This window comes from uncultured Campylobacter sp. (assembly GCF_938045625.1).
Classification (GTDB): Bacteria; Campylobacterota; Campylobacteria; order Campylobacterales; family Campylobacteraceae; genus Campylobacter_A.
On sequence record NZ_CALIAV010000014.1, the window covers coordinates 1 to 14540 of the forward strand.

The following is a 14540-nucleotide window of genomic DNA, read 5'->3' on the forward strand; positions in this document are numbered from 1 at the left end:
CCTGCTCGGCATTATAATTAAAACCAAAATGTGGCGCCGCTTCGGCTCCTTCGTTATGCATGCGGCATTTATCGTTATCTTTATCGGCGCGGCTTTGACGCGCTATCTGGGCGCCGAGGGCGTACTACACGTAAGGGCCGGCGAGAGCGGAAACGAGATGGTGAGCGTAAAGCCGTATCTGCAGATCCGAACCAAAGATGCATTTTTCGAGTATCCGCTAAATTTAACCCAAATCGGGGATAATAATTTTAGCTTCACGCAAAGCATAAACTCAAAAAATTTCACCGTCAAATTTGACTCCTATAAAGCCGCGCCAAAAGGCGAACGAGGCACTCTCGTAGTAAAAGCCGGCTTTGAAGGGCAGCGGGAACAAACGGCCAAAATCCACGGCGGCGTAGGCTGGCTAGGTGAGCCTAGTATGCTAAATTTTGACGGCGAGGAGATAATGCTAACTTGGGGCTCAAAGCTAGTTAGCTTGCCGTTTTCGATAAAGCTTATTAAATTTGAGCTTGAGCGCTACCCCGGCTCGCAAAGCCCGTCCTCATACTCTAGCGACGTAGAGGCTTTATCTGATTCGGGAGAAATTTTGGCAAAGTATAAAATTTACATGAACCATCCGCTAAATTTGCAAGGTTTTAAGCTCTTTCAGTCCTCCTACGACGCGGACGAGCAAGGCACAGTACTAGAGGTCAACCGCGATCCGGGCAAAATCCCGACCTACATCGGATATTTCTTGCTTTGCGTCGGCGTCGTCGGCAACTTTTTTACTAAAAATAGCCGATTTTTAAAACTCATAAATTTCATAAAAAACAGCAGATTTTCGCTCGTCGCGGCGTTTATCGCGCTTGGTTTTTTAAATTTTAACGCAAACGCGGCCGAGCAAAACGAGAGCGAGATTTTAAAAACTTTCGCCGCAAACACCGCCGCTCACGCTAACGGCGAATTTGCAAAGCTTCTCGTGCAAGACTACGCGGGCAGGATAAAGCCGCTAAGCACCGAAGCGAGCGAAATCGTAAATAAAATCTCCGGCACAGACTCGCTTTATGGCCTAAGTGCCGAACAAATAGTGCTTGGGATGAGTCTAAACCCCGCGCTGTGGCAAGATATCAAAATCGTCAAAATAAAAAACGGCGAAATCAAAAAAATGCTAAATTTAAGCGGAGATTACGCGAGCTTTAGGGACGCGTTTGACGCAAACGGCGAGTATAAACTAGCCGCGCAGGTCGAAGCCGCGAACGAAAAACCTCTATCAAAACGAGGCACGCTCGATAACGACCTCATCAAATTTGACGAGCGACTAAACATCGCGTATCTAACGTTTAAGGGCACGTTTTTTAAATTTATCCCTGCGGCAAACGACCCACAGCACGCGTGGCTCTCGCCAAACGACGCCTTTAACGACGAGCGAGTCGCTCTAGACGCAAAAAACATGCTAAACGACTATCTTGTTGGTCTGCAAGAGGGCATCGCGGATAACGACTGGAGCAAGGCGGACTCCGCGCTAGCCGCGCTAAGAAACTATCAGCGAACGGCCTCGGCGGAAATTTTACCTAGCGTTAGCAGAGTCGATGCCGAAGTCTTTTACAACCGTGCTTCGGTATTTAAAAAGCTAGTTTATTTTTACTGGATTTTGGGCTTTGCCGCGCTTTTATTGGGGCTTGCTTCGGTGTTTTTATCGAGGCGAATTTTACCGCTTGAGCGAGCGATTTTAGCTACGTTCGCGCTCGGTTTTGCGGTGCATACGGCGGCCTTGGCGCTACGCTGGTACGTCTCGGGGCACGCGCCTTGGAGCGATAGTTACGAATCAATGATCTATATCGGCTGGTCTGGAGCGCTAGCTGGGATGATATTTTTTAGACGTTCGTTGCTTGCGCTTGCGGCGGCCGCGCTGCTAGCTGGCATCGTGATGCTGGTGGCGCATATGAGCTTCGTAAATCCGCAGATAACAAATTTGGTTCCGGTGCTAAAGTCGTATTGGCTCAGTATCCACGTCTCGGTAATCACGGCTAGCTACGGATTTTTGGGCCTTGGCTGCGTGCTGGGGCTAATCGCGCTAGGACTCATGGCGTTTAAAAACAAAGCCAACGAAACGCGCCTAAACGAACAGATCAGATATATCGCGGCTATCGACGAGGCGAGCCTGATTATCGGCATTTGCCTACTGACGCTTGGAAATTTTTTCGGCGGAATCTGGGCGAACGAGAGCTGGGGGCGCTACTGGGGCTGGGATAGCAAGGAGACTTGGTCGTACGTATCGATCCTAATTTACGCGATCACGCTGCATCTGCGCTTTATACCGAAGCTAAATTCGCTCTACGTATTTTTGATCGCATCGGTGTTTTCTTATGCTTCGATCGCGATGACTTATTTTGGCGTAAATTTTTACCTAACAGGCATGCACTCTTATGCCAGCGGAGATTTGCCGCTGGTGCATATTAGCGTATATATCGCGCTTGGCTGCATGCTTTTGATAACCGCGCTAGCCTTTAGAGGGCGCGACGTAAAAACGATTTAAAAGGAGAAAAAATGTATAAAAAACTACTAGCGGCGGCGGTTTTATGCGCTAGCGTAAACGCGGGCTTTATCCAAGAGGGCATGCAAGCCCAGCAAAGCGGCGACCATAAAAAGCTGATAGAAATCTACGAAAAAGCCTGCCACGAGGAAAACAAGGCTTCTGGCTGCTACAACCTTGCCGTGGTGTATTTCGAAGGCACGGGCGGCGCGGAGAAAAATTACGAAAAGGCGATAAATTTATACCAAAAAGCTTGCAACGCTAAATTTGCGCTTGCTTGCAACAACCTAGGCTACATCTATGAAAGCGGCAACGGTGCGACTCAGGACTTCGCCAAAGCCGCCGCATACTACGAAAAAGCCTGCCAAGATGACGAGGGCTGCACTGCGCTAGGACTTCTTTACGCAAACGGCGCAGGCGTCAAAACCGATATCAAAAAAGCCATCTCGCTCTACACCAAAGCCTGCAACTACGGCGATATGATAGGATGCAACAACCTAGGCTACCTGCACCTTGAGGGCATGGGCGTAGAAAAAGACTACGCTAAAGCAAAATCATTTTACGAAAAGGCCTGCGCGGGCGGCGTGGGTATCGGCTGCGATAACCTCGGCTTTTTATATGCATTCGGCCAGGGTACGGAGCAAGACTACGCTAAAGCTAAAGAATTTTACGAAAAATCCTGCAACCTAAACTACGACAAAGGCTGCAACAACCTAGCCATAATGTACGCCGAGGGCAAAGGTGTCGCGGCCGATATCGCCAAGGCTAAAGAGCTCTTTGAAAAAAGCTGTGCAAAAGGTCTAAAAGTCGCGTGCGAGAATGCGGAGTTTTTAAAACCGGAAACAAATAAAACTAAATAATTTAAGGAGATAGTATGATTTTACGTTCTATTTTGGGTTCGGCGCTACTGGCGGCGCTACTTTTCGGCGCCGAAGCAAACGAGCAAGCCGGCAAGATGAAGCCGATGTTTCAAAGCGTGGATCCAAGCAAAGCTACGCTCGTAGGAAGCGGCGAGGATAAAGAGTACTGCGCCGTTTGCGGGATGAATTTGGTTAAATTTTATAAAACCAACCACGTTTATAACGGCAAACAAGTAGCATCTCTGCACTGCTTATACGAACTAACGGAAGGAAAAATCCCAAGCGACGCACAGGTCGTCGATACGAAAAATCTAAATTTGATCGATGCAAATAAAGCCTTTTACGTCGTCGGCAGCAAGATCGGCGGCACGATGACTAGAAACAGCAAATACGCCTTTTCAACCGAGGCCGACGCGAAAGAGTTCCAGGCTGAAAACGGCGGCGAGATAATGAATTTCGCTAAGGCTTACGAGATCGCGGGACAGGACTTTGAGGGCGATAACAAGATGATAAAAGCTAAACGCGAAGGCGGCGTTTACGCGCACGGCAAGGAATTTTACGAAGCAAACTGCGAGAAAGTCGATCCAAAAAGCTTTAAAGCCATCTCCGAGCTAAAAGCCCACCTCAAAAAAACATGCGACGCAAAGGGCGCTAGCAAAGCTCCTGAATACGACAAGCACCTGCAAGCAGCAGCTCTATATCTATGGGACGCTCCGGCAAATTTAGGCACGAGCGATCAAGCCTCAAAATCTAAGCAAAAAACGCAAAAAGCCGAGAGAATCGTCGTGCCAAAAGGCGCGCGCTGCCCTGTTTGTGGTATGCTAATCGGCAAAAACCCGCAGTGGGCGACGATGATGAAGACGGACAAAGAGGAGCATTACTTTGACGGCGTCAAGGACATGATGAAGTATTATTTCGAAAAAGGCAAAAAAGACGATCAAATTTTCGTTAGCGACTACTACAAGCTAAACAAAATCGACGCCAGAACCGCCTACTACGTAACCGGCTCAAACGTACTCGGACCTATGGGTAACGAGCTGATTCCGTTTGCAAACGAAGAGGACGCTAAGACCTTCGCCAAAGATCACGGCGGCAAGCAGATCGTCAAATTTGACGAGATAACTACGCTTTTGGTTGAGAGGTTGATGTGAGGCTCATCTGCGTTTTAGCGGGCTTTTTTGCGATCCTTTACGTTTGTATCGGAGCGCATTATCTTGGCTTTGATAGAGCAGGCAAGGGGGCTCAGCTAAATTTGATCCAAAAATCCGTCAAAGACGCGCAAATTTCGACGAATTTTATTTCAAAAGAGTACGGGAAGTTTGTCTATGCCGAGTAAAAATTTTATCGATTACGCCATTACACTGCTCTATAAAGACCGCGCCGATCACGCTTTTAGCTTTTTTATATTCGCTTTTATCGTGTTTATCTTAAGCGCGGTTCTTTTCGTCTCAAGCTCCATCCAAAGCGACCTTACAAATTTGACCCGCTCAAAACCGGAAATCGTCGTCGAAGCTCTACGCGCGGGCAAACGAGACCTGATACACGACGGCTACATCTACGACGTCTCAAAGATCCCAGGCGTTGCTAGCGTCGAGGGAGCGGTCGAGGGAGAGTATTATTTCGCGCAAAAAAGAGTCTGGTTTCACATCGTCGGCGATGAAAATTTGGACGAAAACGAGATGATCGTGGGCGAAGGCGTGAAAAAAGAGATGGCGGAGCTTTATTACGAGGACGTTTTTAACTTTTTAACCGAAGAAAAAATGATCCCGATAAAGATCAACAAAACCGCGCCGCATGAAACGGGTATCGTCTCAAACGACGTTATCTACATGAATCCCGCCACCGCGCGCGAAGTACTAAGTCTAAAAGAGGGCGAATACACTAGACTCTACGTCGAGGTGCCAAACGTCAACGAGATCAGCGAAGTAGCGCTAAAGATCCAAAACGTCTATCCAAACACCGAGGTTACGAGTATCGAGGACGGAGTAGCCAAAATAAGGCACCTTTACTACTACAAAGGCGGCATTTTCATGGTGCTTTACGTCGTGGCGATGGTTTCGTTTTTTATCTTGCTGAAAAATCAAATTTCGCTCGCTTACGGCGAGAAGAAAAAGGAGATCGCGATATTGCGCGGTATCGGCTTTAGCGTGAGAAACATCATCGCGCTTAAATTTATCCAAAACATCGTAGTTTCTTTTAGCGCCTATTTGCTAGGCGTTGCGGGAGCGTATCTATACGTGTTTTTGTTCGGCGCGCCGTTTTTACGAGATATATTTTTAGGCAGCGAGGTGGCGAATTTTACTGATTTCACGCCGATAATAGACTTTAATATGCTATTTTTGATCTTCGTTTTTAGCGTGATTCCGTTTTTGGCATTCGTCATCATCCCGTCGTGGCGTATCGCCGTTAGCGACATGAGCGAGGCGGTAAAATGAACGCGATAGAAGTAAAAAATCTCTGTAAAATTTACAATCAAAACAAACCAAACGAATTTCACGCGCTGAAAAATATAAATTTGACGGTAAAAAGCGGTGATCTAGTCATCCTAAAAGGCGTCAGCGGTAGCGGCAAAAGCACGCTACTAGGAATACTCGGCGCACTTAGCAAGCCAAGTAGCGGCGAAGCGCTAATCAACGGTCGCAACGTCTCAAAGCTACCCGACATCATGAGCTCAAATTTTAGACACAGCGAGGTCGGGTTTATATTTCAGTCATTTAACCTGATCGAGGGCCTTAGCGTCTATCAAAACGTACTAGCGCCGCTAAGTCTAACAAGTCTTAAAAAAGCCGAGCTAAATTCGCAAATCGAGCGCGCGCTAAATCTCGCTAATATCGCGCACAAAAAAGATCAAATCATCTCAAAGCTAAGTGGCGGCGAGAAGCAGCGATGTGCGATAGCAAGGGCTCTAGCGATGGATCCTAGCGTCATACTAGCCGACGAACCGACGGCAAATTTGGACAAGCAAAACTCGCTCATCTTCATCGAAATGCTGAAAAAATTTAAAGAGCTAAAAAAGACCGTCGTCGTCGCCACGCACGATATTTTATTTGACGATCTGGACTTCGTGGACGGCTACGTGAGGATGCAGGACGGAGAGATGTTGTGAGCGTATTTTTATCGGACGTTGTCATCGCATTTTTACTGATCGAGCTTATCATCATCGTGCTGATGGGCATTTCGCAGTATTTCGTCGTGCGCATCATGCGGCTGTGGGACTTTAACTCGACGTCAAATTTGCAATACGACCTAGAAAAGCGCAACTATCTAGTAAATACGATTTTGTTTTTCGCCGTAGTTTGCAAGATCGTTTTGTTCGTATTTTTCGCGCTATCCCTAAACAAGCTAGCAGACGTAGTGCCTGGTGCTATGTGTTCGGCGGGCGTCATCGGATCAAACCAATTTGGCGGCATTTTACTACTGCTAAAACTACTGCTTATCTTTGGCTTTGGGTTGTGGCTCATCATAAATTCGCTTGATTTAAAGGCGACGAATTTTCCGTATTTAAAGCGAAAATACATCATTTTCACCGCGCTTTTTATCGGCGTTTTGGTCGAATTTGCCGCTGAGATTTTGTTTTTTAGCAACGTACCGTTAAAAGTACCCGTATTTTGTTGCTCTGTCGTGTTTCAGGCGCCAAAGCTACCGTTTGGCTACACGAAGTTAAATTTGGTCATATTTTACTACGCCATTTTTGCGGTCATTTTGACGCTAAATTTACTCAAACAGACGATGGCGAGCTTTGTTTGCAACCTGCTGTTTTTATTTATCGCATACTACGCGATTACTTATTTTTTCGGGCTTTACGTCTACGAACAGCCAAATCACAAATGCCCGTACTGCATGCTAAAGGGCGAGTATTTTTACGTCGGTTACCTCATCTGGGGTTCGCTGTTTTTGGGTATTTTCTACGGCATATCGGCGTTTTTGGTGGAGCTAATCGTGAAAAAACCTTACGAGCATTTGCTCAAAATTTCCTCTTTTTGGCTGATCGTAAATGCTCTTGTTTGTAGCTTTTTCGTCGCTAAATACTACCTTTTGCGAGGAGTTTTATTATGATAAAGCAAATTTTCGCCGCCGTGCTACTCATCGGTGTGGTGGCGCTACTCGCGTTTTCGGTGGATACTAGCGAGGGCAAGATCGTCGTTCGCCACGGCAATATAGAAAAAAAGCCGCTAGAAATCGAGCTAAACAAATACCTCTGCTTTGAAAGCAAGGTGCTCATCAGCGACCTAAACAACACGGCTCAGGCGGTGATGCCAAACGGCGATACGTACTTTTTCTACGACATCTCAAACTCGTTTACGTGGCTCATGCGGCAAAAAAACAAAGACGACATCGTGCTGTGGGTGTATTCGCAAGACACCAGCCGCTATATCCTAGCTAAAAACGCCTGGTATTCGCGCGTGGACATCACTCCGATGGGATACGGTATCGGCGCGTACGAATATCACGTTTACGGCATCAATGATAACTATTTCGAGGACGTAATGCTCTACGCCGCACGCGGAGAAACACTGATAAATCCGCTCATTTTTATCTTACTTTCGGAGAATAAAATTTAGCTTTTAAAGCCTGTTTGTTTTTATTATCCTAAATTATCTCTACAAAGTAAAATAGTTAAATTTGACGGATTTAATTTTAAATTTGCCTATATTTTAAGAATTTGAAAGGAGTCAATTAACCTTTTACAACTAAATTTTAGTAAAACAAACTTAATAAGTCTCCTCATAGTTTGCAAATTTGACGTCCAAACAGGTGCTTAAACGTTAGTAAATTTACTACTACAGGAGATGACTTATTAACGGTAGATGTTGAAATTTCATCTTTGTCGGTTAAATTTGTACGTATTTCAAAAATTTGATCAATTTTTCTGCCGGTTTGAAAATTTGATGAACTATTAGCTAACGTTAATTTTTAACTATGAATTTTACGTAACTGACGGATAACGTTTTACAAAAGGTTAGTACCTAACGTTATTTACCTTTAGAAAATCCCTCAGCGCTTCGTATTCGCCGTTTTCAAAGTATCGCCATTTACCAGGCTTTAGTATACCAAGATCGACGCGCCCGAAACTAACGCGTTTTAGATCCATTACCTCAAGGTCGAAATATCCAAAAAATCGGCGTAGTTCGCGGTTTTGTCCCTCGTTTATCACGACTTTTAGTTTCGTAAAGCCGCCGCTGGCGCCAAAAATTTTATAGTCCAAAAAGGGCTTAAATTCCATTGATTTTATCGCAGTTTTAGCATGCGCACCCTTGGTGGCATCCGCGGCAAAAAACCCCTCGTTCATCGCCGTTATTACTTCGGGCGTTATCTCGCCTTTTACTTTGAGATAATATTCGCGCTCGACGTCGCTGTTCATCAGCGCGGTTGCGATCGCTGGAGCGTCCGTTAGTAAAAGCAGCCCCTCGCTAGCGTAGTCAAGTCGCCCGATACTAACAAATTTAGCAAACTGTCGGTCAAGGCTATCATAGATCGTTTTGCGTCCACGGTCGTCTTTTTTACTAACGAGTTCGCCTTTTTGTTTGTGATAAACGATCACGGTAAATTCTTTTTTCAGTCTCACTATGCGGCCGTTTATCTTCACTTTATCCTCATCGCTAACGCTAGTGGCTAGCTCACTAACTAATCGGCCGTTTACGCTAACTTTACCTTGTTTTATGAGCTCGTCAGCCTCTCTACGCGAATAACTCGTGTTATGCGATATAAATTTATTTAGTCTGCTTTTTTGCATTTTATAGTCCTAAATTTGCAAGGTCGTGTATGTGTAAAACACCGACCGGAACGCCGTTTTCTACGACGGCTAGGAGCTGGATCTTGTACCGCTCGATGAGCGCTAACGCATCTATCGCTAACATCTCTTTATCGTTTAGCTCTTTTGGCTTTAGCGTCGCATATTTGATCGCAGCGTCGTTTAGATCAAAGTCCTCTCTCATCAGCGCGCGCCTAAGGTCTCCGTCGCTTAAAATCGCATCCAAAACGCCGTCTTTATCGACGATGAGGACGGTGCCGAGTTTGCCGTGCGTCATCGTATCGATCGCCTGTTTTAGACTCGCATTCCAGCGGACTATAGGCAAATTTTCGCTTCTCATCACGTCTTTTACTTTTAAAAATAATCTCTTGCCAAGACTTCCGCCTGGATGAAAATTTGCAAAATCCTCTTTTTTAAATCCTCGCTTTTCCATCAAACAAACGGCTAACGCGTCGCCTAGGGCTAACGTTAGCGTCGTCGAGCTAGTCGGCGCAGCGTCCAGGGGGCAGGCTTCTTTGCTAACGTCAAGCTTCACAAAGGCGTCGCTAAATTTACCCAGCGTACTAAATTTATCTCTCGCCATCGCAACTATCGGCACGCCAAAACGCTGCACGTGAGGTAGGATTTTAGTTAGCTCCTCGCTCTCACCGCTAAAGCTAATGGCTAGTAGCGTATCATCCTTACCAATCATACCCAGATCACCGTGCATCGCCTCGGTCGGATGCATGAAAAAGCTAGGCGTGCCCGTGCTAGCAAGCGTCGCAGCGATCTTTGTGCCGACGTGTCCGCTTTTACCCACGCCCGTAACCACGACTTTACCTTTGGTTTGGTATAAAATCTCGACAGCTTTTTCAAATTCGCCGTCTAAAATTTCGGCATTTCTTGTTAGCTCGTTAGCCTCCGTCTTTAGCACGTTAGCGGCTATTTTGATTATATCGCTCATTTTGCGCCCTTACATCAGGTATATTATCGGCACGATGGTCGGATACTTTTTGACTTTTCTAAATATATGTTTGCGGATGCCTTGGCGGCCCGACAGAAAAAGTGTTGTCTTGTCAGGATGGGGCTGGCCTTTTTCCTCTTGGGTGGAATCCTTACGCAGACCCCGGCCTTTCAGGCGCGGTTGGTGACACTGGCCCAGCCGACGTATCAGTCTAATTCCGAGCGGCTACTCATGTGGCAGAGTGCCGTTCATGCGTTTCAGGATCATCCCGTCTTAGGGGTGGGACTGGGGAATTATGCCCACGCCTACCAGACGCAGTATATCAGTCCGGCGGCCAAAGAGCGCCGGCAGGGACACGCCCACAGCAACGTCATGCAGATGCTGGGGGAGCGGGGGGCTGTGGGAGCGTTTGCCTTCTGCGGCATGTGGCTGTATTTCATGGCCTTTGCTCTGCGTGGCTGGCTTCGGACGAAGGAATCGGCGTATTTGGCCTTTTTGGCCATTGTCTTAGGTGTTATGCTGCAGGGGCTGACGGAGTATAATCTGGGAACCGTGGTGGTTTCCAAAGCCTATTGGTTTTCTCTGGCGATCTGTCTCCAGTGGATCGCCCTGACGCGAAAGGAGCGAAGTGCATGATCATCGTAACCGGCGGCGCCGGCTTCATCGGCAGCAATCTCGTCAAAGAACTCAACCGACAGGGGCGCGACGACATCCTCATCGTGGACGACCTCAAAGACGGTCAGAATTACAAGAACCTTCGGGGGCTGAAATTCTTCGATTACCGGTACAAGGACGATTTCCTGCAAAATATCGAGGATGACGATTTTGACGGCACCGATGTGGACGCCATCTTTCACGAAGGGGCCTGCTCGGATACCATGGAATACGACGTGAACTACATGATGAGCGTCAACTACGAGTATTCCAAGGCCATGCTCCATTACAGCCTGGAACACCGCATCCCCTTCCTCTACGCTTCCTCCGCTTCCACTTATGGCTTGGGGACGAACGGCTTTCGCGAAGGGGACGAGTGTGAGGATGCCCTCAATCCCTATGCTTTTTCCAAGTTAGCGTTCGACCGTTACGTGCGGCAGATTCTCCCTGAAGCCCGCAGTCAAGTGGTGGGGCTCCGTTATTTTAACGTCTATGGCCCTCAGGAACAGCACAAAGGGAAGATGGCTTCCATTTTCTATCAGCTCTACAATCAGATCAACGAAACCGGTGAAGCCCGTCTTTTCAGCGGGTACGGTGAATACGGCCCCGGCGAGCAGCGGCGGGATTTCATTTATGTCAAAGACGTGGTGAAGGTCAATCTATGGTTCTGGAGGGAAAAGGGGCCCAGCGGGATCTATAACTGCGGCACCGGCGAAGCACATACCTATAACGAAGCGGCGCAGGCGGTCATCGATGCTATAGGCAAGGGCACCATTGAGTATAGGGCTTTTCCGGAGATTTTGAAAGGAAAGTATCAGTCCTTTACCGAGTCTGATCAGCGCCTCCTCTTAGAGGCAGGGTACGACGAGGGATTCACGGAGATGCGGGCGGCCGTCAAGGAATACTGCGATTTCTTAAAAGACGGCGGTTATTTCACCTATGGAAAATAAAGAGGCGCGCCTTCGCCCGGCGATTTTTTTTGACCGCGACGGGACGCTGAATGTGGACACGCACTATCTTTACAAGCCGGAAGAATTCCGCTGGATCAAAGACGCTCCCGCCGCCCTGCGCTGGGCCAACGACCATGGCTATCTCACCGTTGTCGTCACGAATCAGAGCGGCGTTGCCCGGGGATTTTATACGGAAGAGGATGTGGAGAAGCTACACCGCTGGATGAATGAGCGGCTGGGGGAGAGTGGCGCGCATATCGACGCTTTTTACTATTGCCCCCACCATCCTGGGGGAACTGTGGCAAAGTACCGAAAGAACTGCGACTGCCGCAAACCGGGGACAGCGCTGGTGGAAGAGGCCTGCCGGGTGCTTCACATCGACAAGAGCGCGTCCTTTTTCATTGGCGATGCCCAGCAGGATATGGAATGTGCCGCTCGGGCCGGTATTCGGGGTGTGCGGTATGAGGGGGGCAGCCTGTTGACGGCGCTTTTACGCGGCATGGAGTGTGACGAACATGGCCGATGAGATTCATATCGTTTTCGCGGCGTATGATCGGTACGCCCAGCACGCCGCTGTGGCCATGGCTTCCGCCTTACTCCGTACGGCGGCGCCGGAGCGTCTTCACTTTTTCGTCTTAGACGACGGAGTGACGGCCGAAAAAAAGGAAAAAATGGAAAAAACCGTGGCGGCACTGGGAGGAAAACGTTTGACCTTCCTCTCCATTGAAGGGAAGGCCTTTGACGATTTTTTCGTCAGCGCCCAGCTCAGCCGCACGGCTTACGTCCGCTTGGCGGCAGCTGAACTTTTGCCGGAGACGGTAGCGCGCGTTCTCTACCTTGACTGCGATCTGCTCTTTTTTGATGACGCGGCGGGTCTTTGGGGAATAGACATGGGAGGGCAGCCCGTCGCGGCCGTCCCCGATTGCGGCATCATGACCTCTGCCCGGCGCAGGCGGGAGAAGGCGGCGTGTATCGGCCTATCCGCCGGTGCGCCGTATTTTAATTCCGGCGTCCTTCTGTTAGACCTTGGCGCGTGGCGGCGGGGGGATTACACGCGGCATCTCTTGACCTTGGCGAAAGGAAAAGACTACCCTCACCACGATCAGGACGTGCTGAACGATTTTTTCCGGGATAACTGGCAGCCGCTGCCCCTGCGCTGGAACGTGATTCCTCCCGTCTGGTTCATGTTTTTGAAAGTGGCGGTCTCCCCGTGGCGTTACGAAGCCGCCGCCGCTCGGGAGAACCCGGGCATCCTGCACTACGCGGGCAGCTATAAGCCGTGGGAGTATTCCCGTCACCCGGCTTTTAACGGTGTTTATTACGATATCTTGGAAAAGACGGCCTTCGCCGACGCGCCGATGCCGCAGTTTGACCCGCGCAAAAAGAACCGCTCCATCGGGCGTCAGCTCCTCCGCCTTCGCATCGGCAGGTTTTGGAGCGCCGTCTGGGGCGGCGGGCATTGAGGAGAGAGACATGGACAGCGCCATCGCGTTAGGGAAAAGAATATACGATGTCCGCAAAGGACGGGAGGCGCGCCGCTGCGTAATCTTTATCCTGCGGTGCTGGCTGAACCGCGGCCGGATGCGAAAATTGGATGCCTATTTTCACACGACGCCGCTTCTCGCCGCCGTCGCGGCATCCTATCCTTTCGTCTACGAGCAGCCAACCCGGGCCTTTTTCTATCATCGATCCACTTTCGATGAGCGCATCCGGCTGGTGGAAGAACACATGACCTTTCTGGCGCGGCGATTCTTGCCGGAGGTGGTGGCGGGCATTTATCAGGGCAAAGGTTATCTTCTTTGGGAGAGCTTATTTGAGGAGAAGCCCCTGCGGATTGAACTTTCCTTTGATCCGGGGCAGAGGAAAGAAGGCCTTCTGTCGGTGGTTCTGTACTGGGATGATGCCGCCCTCTACCAGATGATCTTTTGGATCGCTAAGGATGGGGCGGGGGCGTGGACTTTATGGATTGGAGCTATGCAGGGGCCGAACCTTGGCGACGCGAAGGACGTGCTCAAAAGGCTTACGAAATCTTGTCACGGCTTTCGGACGAAAAACCTCATCCTCTACGCCACCCAAGCGGTGGCCCGCGCTATGGGAATCGCCCGCATCTTGGCGGTGACGAACGAGGGCTACTACGCCAACAACCATGTTCGACTCGATCGCAAACTCAAGACGAACTTTAGCGATTTCTGGCGGGAAACAGGGGGATGGGAAACGTCGGATCCCCGCTTTGACGAACTGCCGTTGACGGAAGAGCGTAAGACCATGGAAGAAGTACCCACGAGAAAACGCGCCGTCTACCGCCGCCGCTTCGCTTTGATGGACGAGATAGATACCGCCATAACGGCGGGGATGCAGGGATTATTTAGATTAACAGAGAGCTTCACTGATAAAAGCGTGCCAGCCAGTGGAGAAAATCGTACTGATTGATGATGGCCTCGGGAAGAGGCTGGTAAGGGGCGCGTAGAAACTGGGGTAAATCTTCCATATTTCGTTTGCCGAGAATAAAAATATTTTCCGGGCGGTAAAAGTCGTAATGACGGACTTCATCACTGTTTGTAATCAGCTTTTTCCGGAAAAAGAGAGCTTCATAAGGACGTTGTGTAAGACCGGTTTGACCATTAGAGATCAATTCGAGAATGGCGCGGCTGCTTTCGATTCGATGGATGACCTGGGGGTAAGGAAGATAATCGGTAGCCGCATCTTGCCAATGATGCCCGTGCCGTCGTTGGCGCACCAGACGAAACTCATAGGTTAGTCCGACATTTTCCAATGCGGCAGCAATCTGCGACAGGTCTTTTTTTCGGGTTCCTTTCGCCTCTCCCACGAAGAATACGTCCCGTTCGATTTTTGCCGTAGGCAGATGAGC

At 49.0% G+C, this 14540-nt stretch carries 16 protein-coding genes; 13 read left to right on the forward strand and 3 right to left on the reverse strand.

Annotated features, from left to right (window positions below; genetic code table 11):
• The 8 genes from ccsA to Q0386_RS00920 all read left to right on the forward strand — a co-directional run.
• Positions 1 to 2515, forward strand: a 2515-nt coding sequence (ccsA, locus tag Q0386_RS00885; RefSeq protein WP_299025750.1) for a cytochrome c biogenesis protein CcsA, incomplete at its 5' end; no start/stop codon positions are given.
• 11 nt (positions 2516 to 2526) lie between these two features.
• The gene (locus Q0386_RS00890) at positions 2527 to 3372 is read left to right on the forward strand and encodes a tetratricopeptide repeat protein (protein ID WP_299025753.1); all 846 of its coding nucleotides are present in this window, start codon (positions 2527 to 2529) and stop codon (positions 3370 to 3372) included.
• A 14-nt stretch (positions 3373 to 3386) separates the two neighbouring features.
• Positions 3387 to 4523, forward strand: coding sequence for a nitrous oxide reductase accessory protein NosL (locus tag Q0386_RS00895; protein ID WP_299025756.1), 1137 nt, complete (start codon positions 3387 to 3389; stop codon positions 4521 to 4523).
• Positions 4520 to 4708, forward strand: coding sequence for a hypothetical protein (locus Q0386_RS00900; RefSeq protein ID WP_299025759.1), 189 nt, complete (start codon positions 4520 to 4522; stop codon positions 4706 to 4708). Before Q0386_RS00895 ends, Q0386_RS00900 begins: the two co-directional genes overlap by 4 nt.
• Positions 4698 to 5807 (forward strand): FtsX-like permease family protein, encoded by a 1110-nt coding sequence (locus Q0386_RS00905; protein ID WP_299025762.1) that lies wholly within the window; start codon positions 4698 to 4700, stop codon positions 5805 to 5807. The genes Q0386_RS00900 and Q0386_RS00905 overlap by 11 nt, the downstream gene beginning before the upstream one ends.
• Positions 5804 to 6478, forward strand: a complete 675-nt coding sequence (locus tag Q0386_RS00910; protein ID WP_297940493.1) for an ABC transporter ATP-binding protein — start codon at positions 5804 to 5806, stop codon at positions 6476 to 6478. Before Q0386_RS00905 ends, Q0386_RS00910 begins: the two co-directional genes overlap by 4 nt.
• Complete coding sequence (locus Q0386_RS00915; RefSeq protein ID WP_299025765.1) at positions 6475 to 7428, forward strand: hypothetical protein; 954 nt, start codon at positions 6475 to 6477, stop codon at positions 7426 to 7428. Before Q0386_RS00910 ends, Q0386_RS00915 begins: the two co-directional genes overlap by 4 nt.
• Positions 7425 to 7934, forward strand: a complete 510-nt coding sequence (locus tag Q0386_RS00920) for a hypothetical protein (protein ID WP_299025768.1) — start codon at positions 7425 to 7427, stop codon at positions 7932 to 7934. The genes Q0386_RS00915 and Q0386_RS00920 overlap by 4 nt, the downstream gene beginning before the upstream one ends.
• A 398-nt stretch (positions 7935 to 8332) precedes the next feature.
• Here the strand turns inward: Q0386_RS00920 and Q0386_RS00925 are convergent, their stop codons facing one another.
• Both Q0386_RS00925 and Q0386_RS00930 read right to left on the reverse strand, forming a co-directional pair.
• Positions 8333 to 9106: a pseudouridine synthase gene (locus Q0386_RS00925; RefSeq protein WP_299025771.1), complete on the reverse strand. Its 774-nt coding sequence runs from the start codon at positions 9104 to 9106 to the stop codon at positions 8333 to 8335.
• Between the two features lies 1 nt (position 9107).
• Complete coding sequence (locus Q0386_RS00930) at positions 9108 to 10067, reverse strand: SIS domain-containing protein (protein ID WP_299025774.1); 960 nt, start codon at positions 10065 to 10067, stop codon at positions 9108 to 9110.
• A 117-nt stretch (positions 10068 to 10184) separates the two neighbouring features.
• On the opposite strand from Q0386_RS00930, the gene Q0386_RS00935 reads away from it, so the two are divergent.
• From Q0386_RS00935 to Q0386_RS00955, 5 genes are read left to right on the forward strand one after another with little or no spacing between them, the layout of a single operon-like run.
• Positions 10185 to 10703, forward strand: coding sequence for an O-antigen ligase family protein (locus Q0386_RS00935; protein ID WP_367272369.1), 519 nt, complete (start codon positions 10185 to 10187; stop codon positions 10701 to 10703).
• Positions 10700 to 11671, forward strand: coding sequence for an ADP-glyceromanno-heptose 6-epimerase (gene rfaD, locus Q0386_RS00940; RefSeq protein ID WP_299025779.1), 972 nt, complete (start codon positions 10700 to 10702; stop codon positions 11669 to 11671). The genes Q0386_RS00935 and rfaD overlap by 4 nt, the downstream gene beginning before the upstream one ends.
• Positions 11661 to 12197 carry an HAD family hydrolase gene (locus Q0386_RS00945; protein ID WP_299025782.1) on the forward strand — a complete coding sequence of 179 codons (537 nt, stop codon included), beginning with the start codon at positions 11661 to 11663 and terminating at the stop codon, positions 12195 to 12197. Before rfaD ends, Q0386_RS00945 begins: the two co-directional genes overlap by 11 nt.
• Entirely contained in the window at positions 12187 to 13134 is a 948-nt protein-coding gene (locus Q0386_RS00950) for a glycosyltransferase family 8 protein (RefSeq protein ID WP_299025791.1), read from the forward strand. Before Q0386_RS00945 ends, Q0386_RS00950 begins: the two co-directional genes overlap by 11 nt.
• Positions 13135 to 13144: 10 nt before the next feature.
• Positions 13145 to 14101 carry a VirK/YbjX family protein gene (locus Q0386_RS00955; RefSeq protein ID WP_299025785.1) on the forward strand — a complete coding sequence of 319 codons (957 nt, stop codon included), beginning with the start codon at positions 13145 to 13147 and terminating at the stop codon, positions 14099 to 14101.
• Here Q0386_RS00955 and Q0386_RS00960 read toward each other — a convergent pair.
• Positions 14055 to 14540, reverse strand: a 486-nt coding sequence (locus Q0386_RS00960; protein WP_299025788.1) for a hypothetical protein, incomplete at its 5' end; no start/stop codon positions are given. The genes Q0386_RS00955 and Q0386_RS00960 overlap by 47 nt on opposite strands.

Bases quoted from the DNA above. Each gene is read 5' to 3' on its own strand.
- Q0386_RS00945 (WP_299025782.1), top strand. From the start codon at position 11,661: ATGGAAAATAAAGAGGCGCGCCTTCGCCCGGCGATTTTTTTTGACCGC.
- Q0386_RS00890 (WP_299025753.1), top strand. From the start codon at position 2,527: ATGTATAAAAAACTACTAGCGGCGGCGGTTTTATGCGCTAGCGTAAAC.
- Q0386_RS00925 (WP_299025771.1), bottom strand. From the start codon at position 9,106: ATGCAAAAAAGCAGACTAAATAAATTTATATCGCATAACACGAGTTAT.
- Q0386_RS00895 (WP_299025756.1), top strand. From the start codon at position 3,387: ATGATTTTACGTTCTATTTTGGGTTCGGCGCTACTGGCGGCGCTACTT.
- Q0386_RS00950 (WP_299025791.1), top strand. From the start codon at position 12,187: ATGGCCGATGAGATTCATATCGTTTTCGCGGCGTATGATCGGTACGCC.
- Q0386_RS00935 (WP_367272369.1), top strand. From the start codon at position 10,185: ATGGGGCTGGCCTTTTTCCTCTTGGGTGGAATCCTTACGCAGACCCCG.
- Q0386_RS00930 (WP_299025774.1), bottom strand. From the start codon at position 10,067: ATGAGCGATATAATCAAAATAGCCGCTAACGTGCTAAAGACGGAGGCT.
- Q0386_RS00955 (WP_299025785.1), top strand. From the start codon at position 13,145: ATGGACAGCGCCATCGCGTTAGGGAAAAGAATATACGATGTCCGCAAA.
- rfaD (WP_299025779.1), top strand. From the start codon at position 10,700: ATGATCATCGTAACCGGCGGCGCCGGCTTCATCGGCAGCAATCTCGTC.
- Q0386_RS00920 (WP_299025768.1), top strand. From the start codon at position 7,425: ATGATAAAGCAAATTTTCGCCGCCGTGCTACTCATCGGTGTGGTGGCG.
- Q0386_RS00910 (WP_297940493.1), top strand. From the start codon at position 5,804: ATGAACGCGATAGAAGTAAAAAATCTCTGTAAAATTTACAATCAAAAC.
- Q0386_RS00905 (WP_299025762.1), top strand. From the start codon at position 4,698: ATGCCGAGTAAAAATTTTATCGATTACGCCATTACACTGCTCTATAAA.